The 16,749-nt window shown below is 35.4% G+C and carries 11 protein-coding genes and 1 tRNA gene; 4 read left to right on the forward strand and 8 right to left on the reverse strand.

Features of this window, described 5'->3' with window-relative positions; translation table 11 throughout:
* Both ACY0M5_RS12910 and ACY0M5_RS12915 read right to left on the reverse strand, forming a co-directional pair.
* On the reverse strand, positions 1-1,200 hold the full coding sequence (locus ACY0M5_RS12910) for an argininosuccinate synthase (RefSeq protein WP_156195333.1): 1,200 nt from the start codon (positions 1,198-1,200) through the stop codon (positions 1-3).
* 69 nt (positions 1,201-1,269) lie between these two features.
* Positions 1,270-1,839 carry a GNAT family N-acetyltransferase gene (locus ACY0M5_RS12915; protein ID WP_461629421.1) on the reverse strand — a complete coding sequence of 190 codons (570 nt, stop codon included), beginning with the start codon at positions 1,837-1,839 and terminating at the stop codon, positions 1,270-1,272.
* A 977-nt stretch (positions 1,840-2,816) separates the two neighbouring features.
* On the opposite strand from ACY0M5_RS12915, the gene ACY0M5_RS12920 reads away from it, so the two are divergent.
* The 3 genes from ACY0M5_RS12920 (at position 2,817) to ACY0M5_RS12930 (ending at position 9,509) form a co-directional block, all read left to right on the forward strand.
* Positions 2,817-3,095 (forward strand): hypothetical protein, encoded by a 279-nt coding sequence (locus ACY0M5_RS12920; RefSeq protein WP_124993613.1) that lies wholly within the window; start codon positions 2,817-2,819, stop codon positions 3,093-3,095.
* Positions 3,096-3,486: 391 nt separating this feature from the next.
* Positions 3,487-8,007, forward strand: a complete 4,521-nt coding sequence (gltB, locus tag ACY0M5_RS12925) for a glutamate synthase large subunit (RefSeq protein WP_461629422.1) — start codon at positions 3,487-3,489, stop codon at positions 8,005-8,007.
* An 80-nt stretch (positions 8,008-8,087) separates the two neighbouring features.
* Entirely contained in the window at positions 8,088-9,509 is a 1,422-nt protein-coding gene (locus ACY0M5_RS12930; RefSeq protein WP_124993615.1) for a glutamate synthase subunit beta, read from the forward strand.
* Positions 9,510-9,808: 299 nt separating this feature from the next.
* On the opposite strand, the gene ACY0M5_RS12935 is transcribed toward ACY0M5_RS12930, so the two are convergent.
* A complete protein-coding gene (locus tag ACY0M5_RS12935; RefSeq protein WP_461629423.1) occupies positions 9,809-11,251 on the reverse strand; it encodes a hypothetical protein in 1,443 nt (480 codons plus the stop codon).
* Positions 11,252-12,043: 792 nt separating this feature from the next.
* Between ACY0M5_RS12935 and ACY0M5_RS12940 the strand changes: the two genes are divergently transcribed.
* The gene (locus tag ACY0M5_RS12940; RefSeq protein WP_461629424.1) at positions 12,044-12,547 is read left to right on the forward strand and encodes a DUF6155 family protein; all 504 of its coding nucleotides are present in this window, start codon (positions 12,044-12,046) and stop codon (positions 12,545-12,547) included.
* Positions 12,548-12,624: 77 nt separating this feature from the next.
* Here ACY0M5_RS12940 and ACY0M5_RS12945 read toward each other — a convergent pair whose 3' ends face one another.
* The 5 genes from ACY0M5_RS12945 to ACY0M5_RS12965 all read right to left on the reverse strand — a co-directional run bounded on the left by ACY0M5_RS12945 (position 12,625) and on the right by ACY0M5_RS12965 (position 16,749).
* On the reverse strand, positions 12,625-12,909 hold the full coding sequence (locus ACY0M5_RS12945) for a hypothetical protein (RefSeq protein ID WP_124993618.1): 285 nt from the start codon (positions 12,907-12,909) through the stop codon (positions 12,625-12,627).
* A gap of 237 nt (positions 12,910-13,146) precedes the next feature.
* Positions 13,147-14,103 (reverse strand): NAD(P)H-dependent flavin oxidoreductase, encoded by a 957-nt coding sequence (locus ACY0M5_RS12950; RefSeq protein ID WP_461629425.1) that lies wholly within the window; start codon positions 14,101-14,103, stop codon positions 13,147-13,149.
* Between the two features lie 101 nt (positions 14,104-14,204).
* A tRNA-Leu gene (locus tag ACY0M5_RS12955) sits at positions 14,205-14,286 on the reverse strand.
* Positions 14,287-14,526: 240 nt separating this feature from the next.
* Positions 14,527-15,858: a Na+/H+ antiporter NhaA gene (gene nhaA / locus ACY0M5_RS12960; RefSeq protein ID WP_461629426.1), complete on the reverse strand. Its 1,332-nt coding sequence runs from the start codon at positions 15,856-15,858 to the stop codon at positions 14,527-14,529.
* Positions 15,859-16,095: 237 nt separating this feature from the next.
* Positions 16,096-16,749 carry a response regulator transcription factor gene (locus tag ACY0M5_RS12965; RefSeq protein WP_461629427.1) on the reverse strand — a complete coding sequence of 218 codons (654 nt, stop codon included), beginning with the start codon at positions 16,747-16,749 and terminating at the stop codon, positions 16,096-16,098.

A 16,749-nucleotide genomic window follows, 5' to 3' on the forward strand; every position in this document is an offset into this window, starting at 1 on the left:
CTACTGTTTATTTACGGTGTAATAGATCTTCAATGAATTAGCCAGAATATTGGTAAATCCTTTTGCATCATCTGCTGTCCATCCTTTACTGCTTTCGCCGTACTGACCAAATAAATCAGTCATTAAGTCGTTAGGTGAAGTAATACCTTCTACAAAGAAATATTTTGGATTTAAATTTAAAATAACTGTTCCTGTTACCTTTTTTTGAGTGTCAAGAAGAAAAGTCTCCATGTTTCTCATTACCGGCTCTAAGTACTGAGCTTCGTGCAACAACATTCCATAAAAATTGGCAATTTGCTCTTTCCAATGCATTTGCCATTTGGTAAGCGTGTGTTTTTCAAGAGTTTGATGAGCCTTAATAATCATTAAAGGCGCAGCAGCTTCAAATGCAACCCTTCCTTTTGTTCCAATAATTGTGTCGCCAATGTGCATGTCTCTTCCAATGCCAAATTGAGAACCAATTGCTTCAATTTTTTTAATTGCATCCAAAGGATGTTGTACTTTTTCTCCATTCACACTAACCAATTCTCCCTTTTCGAATCCTATGGTCAGTTTCTCCGATTCGGTTTTAACAACCTGTTTTGGATAGGCATCTTCAGGAAGAGGTTGATCTGAAGTAAGTGTTTCTTTTCCACCGATACTTGTACCCCAGATTCCTGCATTAATGGAATATTTCATTTTTTCGAAATTGGCCGAAATGCCATTTTCTTTCAAATAATTAATTTCTGTTTCCCTGCTTAATTGCATATCTCTGGTTGGAGTAATGATTTCGGCATTGGGAGCCATTATTTTAAAAATAAGATCAAATCTTATCTGATCGTTACCAGCTCCGGTACTACCGTGAGCGATATAATCAGCATCAATGGAATGGGCATATTGAGCAATTGCCATGGCTTGAAATGCTCTTTCAGAGCTTACAGACAATGGATATGTATTGTTTTTTAAAACATTTCCCATTATCATGTATTTAATGCATTTATCGTAGTATTCTTCGGTAATATCAAGTGAGGCATGCTGAACAACTCCCAGTTGTTTTGTCCTGTTCTCTATTTCAGCTAATTCTTCATTGCTGAAACCACCTGTATTCCCCAATACTGTGTACACATCCATGTTTAACTCCTTAGACAAATAAAGTGCACAGTATGTTGTATCTAAACCTCCGCTATATGCTAATACTACTTTTTTCTTAGTTGATGTCATTATATTGTTATTTGTAGATTTTCAAAATCTTGTTGATAAATTGATTAAATTGCTTTCCTTTCAGAATAATTACTTTTTATCCTTTTTATTGGGATCAAACAGCATACCTGTACACAAACACATTTTCCGATTGGTTCGCTGCAATATGTCGTAATTCACACAACCACTGCATCCTTTCCAAAATGTATCATCTGTAGTCAGCTCCGAAAAGGTAACTGGTCTGTATCCTAATTCTGAATTGATTTTCATTACAGGAAGACTGGTGGTGAGTCCAAATATTTTGGCCTCAGGATAACGTTTTCTGGATAACTCGAATGCTTTAGCTTTAATCATTTTAGCTAAACCTACAGCTCTGTAATCAGGATCAACAATTAGTCCCGAATTAGCTACATACTTGCCGTGTTCCCAAGTTTCTATATAACAGAAACCAATCACTTTATCCTGATCAAAGGCAATAATTGCCTTTCCTTCCTGAATTTTTTGTACGATGTACAAAGCTTCTCTTTTAGCAATTCCGGTACCGCGGATTTTCGCAGCACTCTCAATCATATCACAAATTTTCTGGGCATATTCGTAATGCCTTAAACCTGCTATAATGACACTTAATTTTTGCTCAATTTCCATTGAAGTATCTATCATTTTATTCTAAATAATCTAAATTTCCCAAAAAAGTGCGACTGCTGTTAAGCACAACCACCTGTTATTTAATTCTACAAAAAAATCCGCTCTTGCGGTCTGGTTGTTTTGTTCCCGAAAACAGCGTCTTCGAAAGTCTAAGGAGTTGAAAAAATTCATTTTTTTTAGTTTTTAGTTTATACAAAAAAAGCTTACCGTCCGAAAACAGTAAGCTTGTTAATTATGATATTTCAATAACAGAAATAGCAAGCTCATCCGTTCCCCCTGGGTAACAGTTACTACGCAAATGGCGTCGGCTTTGTGTATAGATAATTTGCTCCATTTCTATTTGTGATTATATAGTTTCAAAAAAAAGGCTTACCGATAAAAACGGTAAGCCTTTTAAATATTGCTGCTAATCATTGATTACAAGACAATACGACACCAACCGCTTTTCCTAAAGGAGCGCTCTGTCTTCGTCGTTGTATGTTGTAAAATAAAATCATTTGATGTTTTTTTCTGTTGTTTCAAATTCAAAAAAAAGGCTTCCCGATATGGAAAGCTTGGAAAATTAAATATGCCAGAGCTTACACCTTATCGTTTGGATAAAGATCTAATAAAGCGTCGTCGAATAATTTGTAAATTTTCCATACCTGTTCTTATTTGTTGTCTACAAAGATAAATGCAAAAAACAGTAATATCCTAATAAAACCATCTTTTTTTTAGTTCATCCTTATTTAAAACCTTTGCGTATAAATTTCATTGTGTTTTTAATGAAATTCCATCAATAATCAGCACTCATCTTTCTGAAATTTCATGTTTTTTAGTAAAGATGACGGATGGAATTCAATCAAACAATTTAGATGAAATAATATCTTTTAGTCTAAATAATAGTGTATTATAGTTTTTTAACAGTTCTAAATTCATTTTTTTAGCAACCATTTATAAATTGCGCCGTAGAATTGCTTTAGTATCTAAATTTAAAAAGATTTGAAATTATCATGGAGTTAAAAAAAATTGTTGGATTTGTGTTGTTGGGCTTAGCTGTTGTTACTTTCTTCCTTTATCTCTCCTTACCTTTTATTCTATCGGGTTCTAATAAAATCATTCTGTTAACGGCATCCGTTTACCTTCTGAATAAAGTTTTCTTTTATTCTTCAATTTATATTTTAGGGAAACAATTCATTTCCAAGTTTGGAAAATATTTACCCAAATGGATTGAAAGACGATTGTTAAAATTATTAAAAGTTCAACCTGTTGTTGAAACAAACAATAAGTAATCTTCTTTTCAGTACTAAACATAAATTTCAAAAGACAATTCCTTCGCTTTCTTTTCAGACAAATGTCTCTTATTTTTATAAATGCCTGAATATCATGCAAACCTTTGCAATGATAATTATCATGTTTTTTTTACTTTTCAAACGTTTCCGCCCATATATTTAACAATAATAATTGCATATATAGATTTAATTGTGTTATATTTGCTCAACGGATTAGACAAGCAAAAAATTGATCACCTCCATCTTTGGGTGTTTCTTGAATTAAGGCAACGACTCTCGGATTTATAAAAGTCGTTACTAAATGATATGGAATGGGGATTTCTATTCATTTCTTAAGGTCCTTAAGTTTAAAAGATAAAATCATTTCCTGGCTTCGCACTAAAAATTGCCTATGCGAAACCTTAGACCAAAACAGCAGGGTCTTTACGACCCTCAGAACGAACATGACAATTGTGGGATTGGCTTTGTAGCCAACATTAAAGGAAAAAAATCTTTCGAGATTATTACCCGTGGACTGGAGGTGCTTTGCAATATGGAACACCGGGGAGCACGTGGTGCTGATAATGTAAGTGGTGATGGTGCCGGTATTTTAATGCAACTACCTCACAGTTTCTACAAAAAAATTGGAATCAAGCTTCCTTTAGCAGGAAGATATGGTACCGGTTTAATTTTCTTACCAAAAGACGAAACCGAAGAAAAGTTCTGTCTTGAAGTTCTTATTCAGATTCTGGAAGAAGAAGGATTGGAATTTCTTCAATTACGTGATGTCCCAACGGACACCAATGCAATTGGTGAAATTGCAAGACAATCAGAACCAGTGATCAAACAAATCTTTGTTGGTGGAAATTACGAACAGGATGAATTGGAACGACGACTCTATTTAGCTAGAAAACAAGCTGAAAGTTATATTCGCGCAACTAAAATGAAGGAAAAGGAGATGTTTTACATTCCTAGTCTTTCGTCTAAAGTTTTGGTATATAAGGGAATGTTTGCAAGCGACCAACTGGGGAAATATTATAGTGATCTTCAGGATTCCCGTATGGAAAGCGCTATTGCAATGGTTCACTCACGTTTTAGTACCAACACATTCCCTTCCTGGGATTTAGCTCAGCCATTTCGTATTGTAGCTCACAATGGTGAAATCAATACAATAAAAGGAAACCGTTTGTGGATGCAAGCCCGTGAATCTCTTTTAAAATCGGAGATGTTTGGTGATGACATCAAAAAACTATTCCCGGTTGTTGAACCAAACAAGAGTGATTCTGCCTCTTTCGATAATGTGCTTGAATTTTTATTCTTAACTGGAAGAAGTCTGCCGCATGCCTTGAGTATGATGGTGCCGGAATCGTGGAATGAAAAAAATCCTATCCCTGATAGTTTAAAAGCATTTTACGAATATCATTCCACTTTTATGGAGCCTTGGGATGGACCAGCTTCGTTGGTATTTTCTGATGGCCGTTATATTGGCGGCACATTGGATAGAAATGGATTGCGCCCTTCCCGTTATGTGATTACTCAGGATGACATGATTGTAATGGGTTCTGAAGTGGGTATTCAACAATTTAAAGCCGAAGAAATTAAAGAAAAGGGTCGTCTAAGACCAGGTAAGCTATTGCTTGTTGATACTCAGTTAGGAATCATCATTCCTGACCAGGAGGTAAAATCACAACTGACTTATCGTAATCCTTATCAAAACTGGCTAAAAGAGAATCGTTTGGATTTAAAGGCTATTCCTGTTGAAAAAAGGGTTCCTTCAGATATTGGAGATCATTTTAACATTTGCCAGAAGACCTTTAACTATTGCAAAGAAGATTTTGAAAGAGTTCTTCTTCCAATGGCAACGGGTGCACAAGAGCCTGTCGGATCGATGGGTAACGATGCTCCGATACCGGTATTGTCGCCAAAACCTCAATTATTTTTCAATTACTTCCGTCAATTATTTGCTCAGGTAACCAATCCTCCAATTGATTCAATTCGGGAGAATCTGGTGATGGATCTGACCAATTATATAGGATCAGTTCAGAAAAATTTATTGGATGAAACAGCTCAGCATTGTAAGTTAATTCGATTCAAAAGTCCGTTAATTACTAATACTGATCTTGGCAAGATAAAGAAACTTAAGCATGAAGAATTCAGACATCAATCCATTGATATACTGTTTAAAGCGTCTCAAAATGGTGCTGGCTTGGAAAGTGCTTTGGATTCTATTTGTCTGTTAGCTGAAAAGGCTGTTGACGAACAGAAAAATTACATTATTCTTACGGATCGGAATATGTCCGAATCAATGGCTCCAATTCCTGTTCTTTTAGCTGTAGCAGCGGTTCATCATCATCTTATAAAGAAGAGAAAGAGGATGCAGATTGGTCTCGTTGTGGAAACGGGTGAGGCTCGTGAAGTAAATCATATTGCCTTACTGATTGCATACGGGGCTAGTGTTATTAATCCATACATGAGTTATGCGGTTATTGACAAATTGGTGAAAGATGGAAGAACCAATCTTGAGTATAAAACGGCTCGTAAAAACTATATAAAAGCCGTTGATAAGGGATTGCTAAAAGTGATGTCTAAAATGGGAATATCAACCATTGGCAGTTATCTTGGTGCCCAAATTTACGAGGCTTTAGGTGTGAGTAAAGATGTTATTGACAAATACTTCACAGGTACAATTTCCAGAATTGAGGGAATTGGATTAAAAGAGATTTCAGAAGAAATTCTTTGTCATCACAAGAAAGCTTATTCAGAAGAGAATCCTTTCGATAATCAGGATTTACTTACGAATAATGGAAATATTCACTACAGAAAAAATGGTGAGCCTCATAGCTGGAACCCTGAAACAATAGGATTACTGCAATGGGCAACCAGAACAAATGATTTCAAAAAATTTAAGGAATACAGCACAATTGTAAATAAAGAAACTGCTTCTCCCAATTTTTTAAGAGGCTTCTTTGATTATAAAAAGAATCCTATTGATATCAGTGAAGTAGAACCGGTTGAAAACATCATGAAAAGATTTTGTACTGGTGCCATGTCTTATGGTTCCATTTCAAAAGAGGCTCATGAAGCTCTGGCTATTGCAATGAATAAAATTGGCGGCAGAAGTAATACCGGTGAAGGAGGAGAAAGTTCAAAACGATTTTATTCAAGTGCAAGAAGTTCAATTAAGCAAATTGCTTCAGGTCGATTTGGTGTAAATGCTGAATATCTTGTAAATGCTGATGAATTGCAAATTAAGGTAGCTCAAGGTGCAAAACCGGGAGAAGGAGGTCAATTACCTGGATTTAAAGTTGATAACATCATAGCTAAGCTTAGGAATTCAACTCCGGGGATTACACTGATCTCTCCGCCTCCACATCATGACATTTATTCAATTGAAGATTTAGCACAATTAATTTTCGATCTGAAAAATATAAATCCAACAGCTTGTGTAAGTGTGAAACTGGTTTCAGAAAATGGTGTTGGAACTGTTGCTGCGGGTGTTGCCAAAGCAAACGCTGATCTTATTGTGATTGCAGGCTGCGAAGGTGGAACAGGCGCAAGTCCGTTGAGTTCAATTAAACATACAGGATTACCTGTTGAACTTGGATTAGCTGAGGCGCAGCAAACACTTGTAATGAACGATTTGCGTGGTCGTATCAAATTACAAACCGATGGACAATTAAAAACCGGAAGGGATATTATTTCAATGGCCCTGCTTGGAGCTGAGGAGTTTGGATTTGCTACAAGCGCCTTGGTGGTGTTGGGTTGCGTAATGATGCGTAAATGTCACCTAAACACATGTCCTGTTGGAATCGCAACTCAAAACAAGGAGCTTAGAGAAAAATTCCTTGGTCGTTCAGAATGGCTGATTAACTATTTTACTTTCTTAGGAGAAGAGTGTCGTGAATTGATGGCGGAACTTGGAATTCGAAAATTTGATGATTTGGTTGGTCGATCTGATTTACTGGAAAAACGCAAAAACATCGAAAATTGGAAAGCAAAAACAGTTAGTATAGACAACTTAATTCATCTTCCAAACACTGATGGACACACCATATGTGGTGCAAACGCTAAAATAAAATCCATTGGTGAGGTTCTTGATCATGAGCTGATTAAACAATCTGCGAAAGCGTTGCATGATGGAGAAAAAGTTTGGATTGATCAGAAAATCAACAATACTGACAGAACCACAGGAGCTATGCTTTCGGGTAAAGTTGCTTTACTAAAACCAAAAAGAGTTTTAGACGAGGATACAATTCATTGCATATTTAGAGGATCTGCAGGACAAAGTTTTGGAGCTTTTCTTGAACAAGGAATTACTTTCCGTTTGATTGGTGACTCTAATGACTATTTTGGAAAGGGCTTATCGGGAGGAAAGCTGGTTGTTTATCCTTCGGAGAAAAGCAAATTTAAACCTGAAGAACAAATTATTATTGGAAATACCGCGCTTTATGGTGCAACCAGCGGATCGGCATATATAAGAGGAATGGCGGGAGAACGTTTTTGTGTTCGTAATTCCGGTGGAATCGCTGTTGTTGAAGGTGTTGGTGATCATGGTTGCGAATACATGACCGGAGGTAGAGTTGTAATTCTAGGTAAAACAGGTAGAAACTTTGCGGCTGGTATGAGTGGTGGAATTGCTTACGTTCTTAATATGGAAGGACGATTGGATTATTTTTGCAACAAAAGTCTTGTTTCCCTTGAACCCGTTGAAAATATGCAGGATATTCATGAGCTTCAGGGAATGATCCACGAACATTTGTTATTAACACAGAGTAGTGTGGCTTCTAAAGTACTTACTCATTGGGAAGAATATCTACCACATTTTGTGAAAGTTATTCCTTATGAGTATAAAAAAGTTCTTGAGGAGAAAAAACTGAAGAAGATTCACCGAAAGTTAAAAGCGGCTCAATCACAAACAGAAGTTCATGAGTAATTAAATTTTAAGGAAGGGTGAAAACAGGATTCGATCCTTTCCTTTAATTACTGCACTATTCATTAACAAACAGAACGATTATGGGAAATCCGAAAGGTTTTTTAGAGATAAAAAGAAAAGAAGCCGGCTACCGTCCGGTAAGAGATAGAATTGGGGATTTTGGAGAAGTTGAACAGACTTTGAATCTTGATGACAGAATAGATCAAGCAGCCAGATGTATGGATTGCGGTGTACCTTTCTGTCACTGGGCCTGTCCTACAGCCAGCAAAATTCCCGAATGGCAGGATGCTGTTTACAGAGAAAATTGGGAGGAGGCAAGCCAAATTTTACATTCAACGAACAGCTTTCCCGAATTTACAGGAAGAATTTGTCCGGCTCCATGCGAGAAATCTTGTGTGCTGGCGTTGCAGAAATCGCCTGTAACCATACGCGAAAATGAGGCTGCTGTTATCGAAAAAGCTTTTGAGTACGGCTATATCAAGGCTCGGCCTCCTAAAAAGCGAACTGGTAAAAAGATCGCTGTAATTGGGTCAGGACCAGCAGGATTATCTGTTGCAGATCTGCTAAACAGAGCTGGTCATAATGTGACTGTATTTGAAAAAGATGATGCGATTGGCGGATTACTTCGTTACGGAATACCTGATTTTAAATTGGATAAAGGCGTTATTGATCGACGTTTGGAACTTTTTGTTGAGGAAGGTATCGAATTTAAAACCAATCAGGATGTAGGTGGAAATGTTTCATTTACTGAATTGGAAGCGGAATATGATGCCATTTGCCTCGCAATTGGTGCAATGAAACCACGCGATTTGCCAATTAAAGGCCGTGAACTGGAAGGTGTACATTTTGCTATGGATTTTCTCAAGCAACAAAATAAACTGATACGTGGCGACGAATTCACCAAGCAGGAAAGAATATCTGCTAAAGGTAAAAACGTTGTTGTTATTGGAGGTGGCGATACTGGTTCCGATTGTGTTGGGACTTCAATTCGTCAAAAGGCAAAATCTGTTTTGCAGATAGAATTGCTGCCAAAACCACCTGAAGAAAGAAAAGAGACCAATCCTTGGCCTTACTGGCCGGAAACTTTAAGAACTTCCAGTTCTCACCTTGAGGGTTGTGAGAGAAGATGGTCTCTTAGTTCTAAAGAGATTTTAGGTGAAGATGGCAGCGTGAAAAAACTTACTATCACACAAATTGAATGGACTAAGGATGAAAAGGGACAATTCAAAATGAATGAAGTTCCAGGAACTGAAGAAACCATTGATGCTGATTTAATATTATTAGCTATGGGATTTGTTCATCCCGTGCATGAAGGATTAGTTAATGAATTAGGACTTGAATTGGATGGCAGAGGAAATATTAAAACTGATGCGAAAGGTCAAACTTCAAATTCGAAAATTTTCTGCTCAGGTGATGCAACATCCGGTGCAAGCCTGGTTGTTCGCGCATTGGATCATGGACGCAAAACAGCTCACGCAATTCACAAATACTTAGGGGCTTAAAAAATGCAATAAGTTACACTAAACATAGGCAGTTAAGTGGTTAGAACCGATAGTTTAATCTCGACAAAGATAGCTGTCGGTTCTTTGTATATAAACAAATAAGGAATGCTCAAAATGAACATTCCTTATCTTGCTCTTAATAAAATCTAATTCACTTCCGCAATTTACAACCACACAAATTACGAATACTTTTCAGATTTTATCATTATTAAAGTTGACTCAACCTTTAAAACAAAATCAACTTAAAATTTTTAGAAGTAGCTGTCTTTAGAAATATAAAGACAGCTAAAATATTTTAATTATGGATTTAAACTGGAATTAGTTTGATCTACTGTTGCACTATTTCCATTACCATACTGCATTACTACACTTGAATGTCCAAAACCTGACTGATATACATCAGCAGCATTGTCGGATCCATCCTGTGAAATTCCAGAATAATTGTAATCTCCAACCTGAGTAACTATTGCAAAATTATTGTCCCCGTTGTATTGAAGAACAACAGATTCGTTTAATTCACCATCCTGAAAAATATCAGCAACAGAATTTGTTACATTTTCTTGTAGGATACCTGAATAGTTACCATAACCAGATTGCTCTATAATTGCAAGGTTCTCACCACCACCAAACTGATAAGTCTCGGTATAATTCATTGCTCCATCCTGCAATACAGAAATAGTATTGTTCTCACCACCAACCTGTTTTGTATAGGAAAAGTTATCATCACCAATCTGGTAAACTTCTGCCAAATTTCCTTCGCCGCGAATTTGTTTCATCATTACAGTATTTCCATCACCTGCCTGCTCTGCGTACGCTTCGTTATCAATACCTTTTCTTTGAATAGCAGTGGCTTTATTGAAATCACCATTTTGAACCAAACCGGCCCAATTAGATTCTCCCTTAATTTGCTTAATAGAAGCATCATTAGCATAACCAATCTGTGCGATACCTGCATAGTTATCCTCTCCTTTTACTTGTGTAATTTTACCGAAGTTCCAGTCTCCTAACTGACCAACATAAGCACGATTCATAACACCGCCATACTGATTTACTACTGCAGTATTACTATTCTCATATTGTTCAACTTCGATAGAATTGCCTTCGCCACCCATTTGAGTTGCAAATGCCCAATTATCTTCACCTTCTTGTGTAACGTAAGAAGAATTACCAATTCCATTGGCCTGATATACATCGGCTAAATTGAACGATCCTGTTTGAATAACACCTGCCCAATTGCTATCATTACCATATTGACGTATTCTTGCTTGATTTGCAAAACCATCCTGAATAATGCCGGCAAAATCACGATAACCATCAGCCTGATCAACTTTAGCCCAATTAGAATCTCCAAATTGATTTATTAAAGCTTCTGACCAGAAATTGTTCACTTGCTCAACATACGAAATATTAAAATTACCATCTTGAAGTACATTTGCAATATCCCAATCACTACTTTGATATACAGAAGAGAAATTCAAGAATCCGTATTGCTCAACGTAAGCTTCTACCCAAACACTATTAATCTGATTAATAAAAGAAGAATTTAAATCGCCTAACTGAGTAGCTGAAGCAACATTTAATTCTCCGGATTGATTTATTTGACTGTAATTCCAAACACCTACCTGATCAACTGTAGCTTCTTGATCTGTTCCAAGTTGTTGAATTTCGGAAACATTTTGTTGAGCAAAAGATGCTGCTGCAGTAACAACTACAGCGACCATAATTAACATTACTTTTTTCATTGTTGAATTTTTTAAGGTTTAAATGAATATTTCGATGAAGTTAACTATTGAATAAATATGGTTGTGGTTTGAAAATATCCAGAACTTCATCAGGTTTATATAGTTTACTTTTAGTCAATTAACACAAAAAATAAATAATTCGTTCTTGCTTCCAATTACACACATTCCAATTAATAGATGGTATTTTTGCACCTAATAAGTTTTTTACTGACATAGTGGAAATACGATGAACAGCAGTTGCAAAAGAAAAAAATGAAGGACACGCTGTTTTGTCTCTTTGAATTAGAGATGGCATTATATGATATAGATGAATACCACAATTGACAAGGAATAATATCAAAAAATTATGTACGTGATTCACAGTCAAATTTTAAGGTTCATTTAAAATTGTTAAATAGAAACGAGAGCTTCTTACTGGTATTGGGACAAATCAAAATTTTAAAACAATAAAATCATAATTATATATCTATCTCCTCCATCTAATCAACAAAATAAATTTACTGAAGTCATATTACATGATCTAAAGCTTTTACACAAAACGCATTAAAATAACCACAAACATGCCAAAATTGAAGATTAAAATATAAATGACACTATAATTAGCTTGCTATTATTAATTTTAATTAAACAAATAATTACAATTTTAAATATTCATCATAAGCCGAAAATAAAATTCACTAAAACAATTAGTCTGTTTTGGAAAGCAATAAAACTTCTGTACCACTTATAAAAAGGATAATTTTATTAGTAAATTTGCATCTAAGCAATAACTTTTAATTTTTAGTAAAATACATGAGCAAAAAAGACTTAAAAGAATACCTGCAGCAACTGAACAAAAAGCAGCTTCAGGAACAAATTACCGATCTTTATACCAGATTTAAAGATGTTAAGGAGTTTTACGATTTCGCATTTAATCCTCAGGAGAATAAATTGCTGGAAGAATGTAAATTCAAAATTTCGAAAGAATACTTTCCTGTATCGGGCCGTAAAGCGAAAATGAGACGTTCTGTAGCTCAAAAATTTATTCGCCATTTTAAAAAGCTTGGTGTGGAACCAAACTTGATTGCAGATGTAATGCTTTATCAGATTGAAATAGCAATTACATACACTTCTGAAAAATACATTAAGCAGGAAGCCTTTTATAAGAGCATGCTTAAATCGTTTGCCGAAGCGGTTACATATTTCAATGAAAATGCGATAAGAAATGATTTTAACGATCGGCTAATTCGAATTGCAGATGATGTGGCAGAGCAAAATTGGATTGGTTGGCGGGGATTCGAAAAACTTACAAAATGATCTGTTTTGATCATGAAGAAATAAATTGCCTACTCTATTAAGGATTTTCGGCAACCTCCTTTCGTTAGAATTTCTGATTAGACGTTCATGCCAATTATGGCTGCTAAGCTTGCAGCAACTACAAGTAACACCACAATGCCAATTAAGCTAATAACTAAACCTGCAATGGCCAGTCCTTTACCAACTCCAACTTTATTAGCTTTACTTAATCCAAGAGCACTAAAAATAAGCCCTAACAGCCAAGTAACCCATCCAACAAAAGGAATCCAACCAAAAAATACGGTAATAAGGGCCAAAACGAAACCCGCAGTTGCCATTCCGTTGCTTTTCTTCTCGACTATTTGAATAACTTGTTCACTCATTGTTATTTTGTTTTTTTACTACCTACTTCTATTTTAAGGTTAATTCGGCTTATTCCACCTTTAGTTTTATTATTGAAGCAATAAAAAATGCACTCATGTAATTATTACATAATAAAAGTAGTATTTCATATTGATTAATTAAAACAATTAGGTAATAATAATTATTATTACTGATATTTTTTGAATAAAGCGGAATACTGTGCACTAGATAATTCTTTACCTGCAACCATGAAAAGGTTAATTATCAGCTTGGATTAAGCCAGATAAAACATCTTTGACAGAGCGAATGCTTTTTACACTTTCAATGCTTGGACCTGCGCACCACACATTGTGATAACTTGCTTTAAATGCAGATTTTTTTACTTTACTCATTCCTTGCCAGGCTAAAATCAGCTTTGCATATTTTTTAAGAATGGAACTATTATTAATTAACCACTCCCAAAAGTTTGCCTTAGTTCCAATTCTCTTTACATATGCTGTGTTGATTACTGTGAGTGCTGAGCCGGTTAATTTTGTTGATTTTATGATATCTTTTGAGCCGTATTGAATCATTGCCTGCTTGTACTCCTTTGAAACATCGGATTCGTAAGTGGCAATAAAAATAGTACCAACAGAAACACCGGATGCTCCCCACTCCATCATTTGCTTCACATCCAAATTATTACGAATTCCGCCTGCAGATACAATTGGTAAGTTTGTAAACTGAAGTAATTTAGAAATTAATTCCTTTGCAGGTAAATGGCCGCAGTGTCCGCCAGCCTGCGAGTTGACAGCAATAATTGCATCCGCACCCAATTGCTCCACTTTTTGAGCATATCGCACATCTGTAACATCACAAAAAACTTTAATGCCCAAAGGTTGACACGATGCAATAACATCTTTAGGATTCCCCAGGGAGGTAATTATAAAATCCACTTTAAGATCAAGCAAAGTCTTTAATTGAGACTTATATTTAAGATTGGATTTATTCACAATTAGATTAAAACCAAATGGTTTTGATATCGCCCTCCTGATTTCCAATATGGCCTCGTGCAATTCCTTTTCTGATCGGTAATTAAGAGCAGGAATGGCTGCAGTACAGCCACAGCTCAGAGCCTCAATAACCATTTTGGTGTTGGATATTAAAAACATAGGAGCCAGCAGTATTGAATGTTCAATTCCCAGAAGTTGACTTAAAGTGCATCGTTGCTTCATAATAAAATAATTGGTTTGAAGAAGATACAAAGAAAATCCAGAATTGAACATTTAGATTTGGAGCAAAAAAAAAGACCGACACTTTCGTATCGATCTTTTTGTGCGGATGAAGGGACTCGAACCCCCACGCCTCTCGGCACTAGATCCTAAGTCTAGCGCGGCTACCAATTACGCCACATCCGCGTTTCATTTGATTGCGATGCAAAGATGGGGATTTTTTCTTATCCTCCAAATCTTTTTGCAATAAAAAAATCACTACACCTCTTTATTAATAGGCATTACAGGACTAAACGTTCTGAATTACAAGTTTATCGCATCATTAAAAAAAATAAAAAATTTATGAATAATTCATTGACTAAATAAAAAGAGAAGACCGAAACATATGCTTCGGCCCTCAAAAAATTAACTAAACTATGAAAACATTTATTTCGTTGATTGATTACCGAATAATTTTAAGATGAAAAAACCTATCAAACCCGACATAATTGAAGCTATTAGCACAGCAATTTTTGCCTGATTTAAAATTAACAAATCAGAAAAGGCAAGTTGCGAGACAAAGAAAGACATGGTAAAACCAATTCCTCCCAAAAAGCCAATTCCAATAATTTGTGACCAACATATTTTTTGAGGTTTTTGAGCAATGCCCATTTTTACTCCTAAATGGGAAAACAGAAAAATGCCCAATGGTTTCCCTATAAACAGACCTAAAATTATACCAAGGGAGATTGGATCAAAAGCTTTGCTCATTAAATCACCATTTACAATTACACCTGCATTGGAAAAAGCAAATAAGGGAACTATTAAATAGGCTACCCATGGATGAAATAAATGTTCTAACCTTTGCAATGGTGATATAACCTCAACACAATTAGCTGCTATGGAAGTGATTGAGGCTTGTACGTTTTTCTCCTTTGACTTTTTATCTTTAGCAAGAGTAGTTCCCAATTGTTTTAATAGTATGGTATTGGATCGAATGAATTCGAAAACATTTCGGTTTGCTCTGGCCGGTATTGTGAAGGCTAATAGAATACCTGCAAGTGTTGCATGTATGCCCGATTTTAACAAAGCAAACCAAAGTAAAACACCAAGAAATAAAAAAACAGGAATATTTCTGATTTTTAATAAATTGAGACACCATAAAACAGCATATATACCACCGCCGTAAAGAAGATAAACCCAATCTATTTCACTGGTATAATAAAGAGCAATTACAATTACAGCGCCTATATCATCAACAATTGCAATTGATGTTAACAAGAGCTTAAGTGAAGTCGGTATTCTTTTGCCCAAAAGAAGTAATATTCCTAAGGCGAAAGCAATATCTGTTGCCATTGGGATTCCCCAGCCATGTGTTCCTGATCCTGTTTGATTTAGACCAAAATATATTAATGCAGGCACCAACATACCTCCAATAGCCGCAAAAATTGGTAAACTCGCCTTTTTAACTGATGACAGACCTCCTGTAAGCAATTCCCTTTTTATTTCCAATCCAACTACGAAGAAGAAAACTGCCATTAAGCCGTCATTAATCCAGTGTAAAAGACTCTTGTTTAGCTCCCAATCACCAAAATTAATGCCTAAATATTGTTTCCAGTAAGATAAAAAGGATTCTCCAAATGTGGAATTGGTTAACCCAATGGCTAGAATAGTAAAAAACATCAATACAATTCCTCCAAATGATTCTAACCTTACAAATTCAATTAGAGGATTCTTATTTTTATCAAATATTCTTTTTTCCTTCAAAAACTGTATCATCATTTATTTTTTATTCTCACTCAGCATCAATCCTTACACTACAAATAATAATTAATTAAACACCAAGCATTTATTTGGTTTAATATCCTGCGAAAATAAGCCTGAAAAGAGAATTGAACAATAGGGAAATCCCTACTTCGGAATAAGAACTATAATTAAACAAGACACGTAGATTTATACGATGTTCATTATCTTCATAAATATTTATTGAAACAGATGCACTTCCGGAAAAACAGATTAGAAATTCACAATTTGATGTTTGAAGCTAAAAATCACCAAATTTACAGTATTTAAAACACCTGTCTTTTGAAAAAGGCTGCTCTTGTGTTTCTCCACTGTTTTAGGACTAATAAAGATTTTTTCTGCAATTTCTTTATTCCCAAATCCTTTACAAATTAATTCAAGGATTTCTTTCTCCCGATCGGTAAATACCGGCAATTCCATTTGTTGAACTTTGCGGCTGCGAAGGATATTTAATTTGTCAGAAAGTAATGCGACAATTTCTGCTGAGAAATAGTTTCCTCCTGAATATACTTTCAAAATTGCTTTTTCGAACTCCTCAATATCTGCATTCTTCAACATATAAGCTTCCACACCTGCCATTAACATTTGTTCCAGGTAATCATCATCCAGAAAGGTAGTAAGTGCTATAATTTTAAGATCCGGATATTTTTCGAGAGCTCTTTTACTTGCTTCTACACCATCAACATGAGGCATATTTATATCCATGAAAATAATATCAGGAATATTAACCTCAAGTACTTTTAATAATTCTAAACCATTTGAGGCTTCACAGATCACATCAACATATGGAAAACTCTGCAGCAAAAGACGAAACCCATCTCTAAATATCTTATGATCGTCGACCAAAATAACTTTAATTGTTTCCAT

The organism is Labilibaculum euxinicum (genome assembly GCF_963678175.1).
GTDB classification, from domain to species: domain Bacteria; phylum Bacteroidota; class Bacteroidia; order Bacteroidales; family Marinifilaceae; genus Labilibaculum; species Labilibaculum euxinus.

Excerpts from the sequence above, each read along its gene's own strand:
- ACY0M5_RS12945 (WP_124993618.1), bottom strand. The coding sequence starts at position 12,909 with ATGAGTGAACAAGTTATTCAAATAGTCGAGAAGAAAAGCAACGGAATG.
- ACY0M5_RS12965 (WP_461629427.1), bottom strand. The coding sequence starts at position 16,749 with ATGGAAACAATTAAAGTTATTTTGGTCGACGATCATAAGATATTTAGA.
- ACY0M5_RS12940 (WP_461629424.1), top strand. The coding sequence starts at position 12,044 with ATGAGCAAAAAAGACTTAAAAGAATACCTGCAGCAACTGAACAAAAAG.
- ACY0M5_RS12930 (WP_124993615.1), top strand. The coding sequence starts at position 8,088 with ATGGGAAATCCGAAAGGTTTTTTAGAGATAAAAAGAAAAGAAGCCGGC.
- ACY0M5_RS12935 (WP_461629423.1), bottom strand. The coding sequence starts at position 11,251 with ATGAAAAAAGTAATGTTAATTATGGTCGCTGTAGTTGTTACTGCAGCA.
- ACY0M5_RS12915 (WP_461629421.1), bottom strand. The coding sequence starts at position 1,839 with ATGATAGATACTTCAATGGAAATTGAGCAAAAATTAAGTGTCATTATA.
- ACY0M5_RS12920 (WP_124993613.1), top strand. The coding sequence starts at position 2,817 with ATGGAGTTAAAAAAAATTGTTGGATTTGTGTTGTTGGGCTTAGCTGTT.
- gltB (WP_461629422.1), top strand. The coding sequence starts at position 3,487 with ATGCGAAACCTTAGACCAAAACAGCAGGGTCTTTACGACCCTCAGAAC.
- nhaA (WP_461629426.1), bottom strand. The coding sequence starts at position 15,858 with ATGATACAGTTTTTGAAGGAAAAAAGAATATTTGATAAAAATAAGAAT.
- ACY0M5_RS12910 (WP_156195333.1), bottom strand. The coding sequence starts at position 1,200 with ATGACATCAACTAAGAAAAAAGTAGTATTAGCATATAGCGGAGGTTTA.
- ACY0M5_RS12950 (WP_461629425.1), bottom strand. The coding sequence starts at position 14,103 with ATGAAGCAACGATGCACTTTAAGTCAACTTCTGGGAATTGAACATTCA.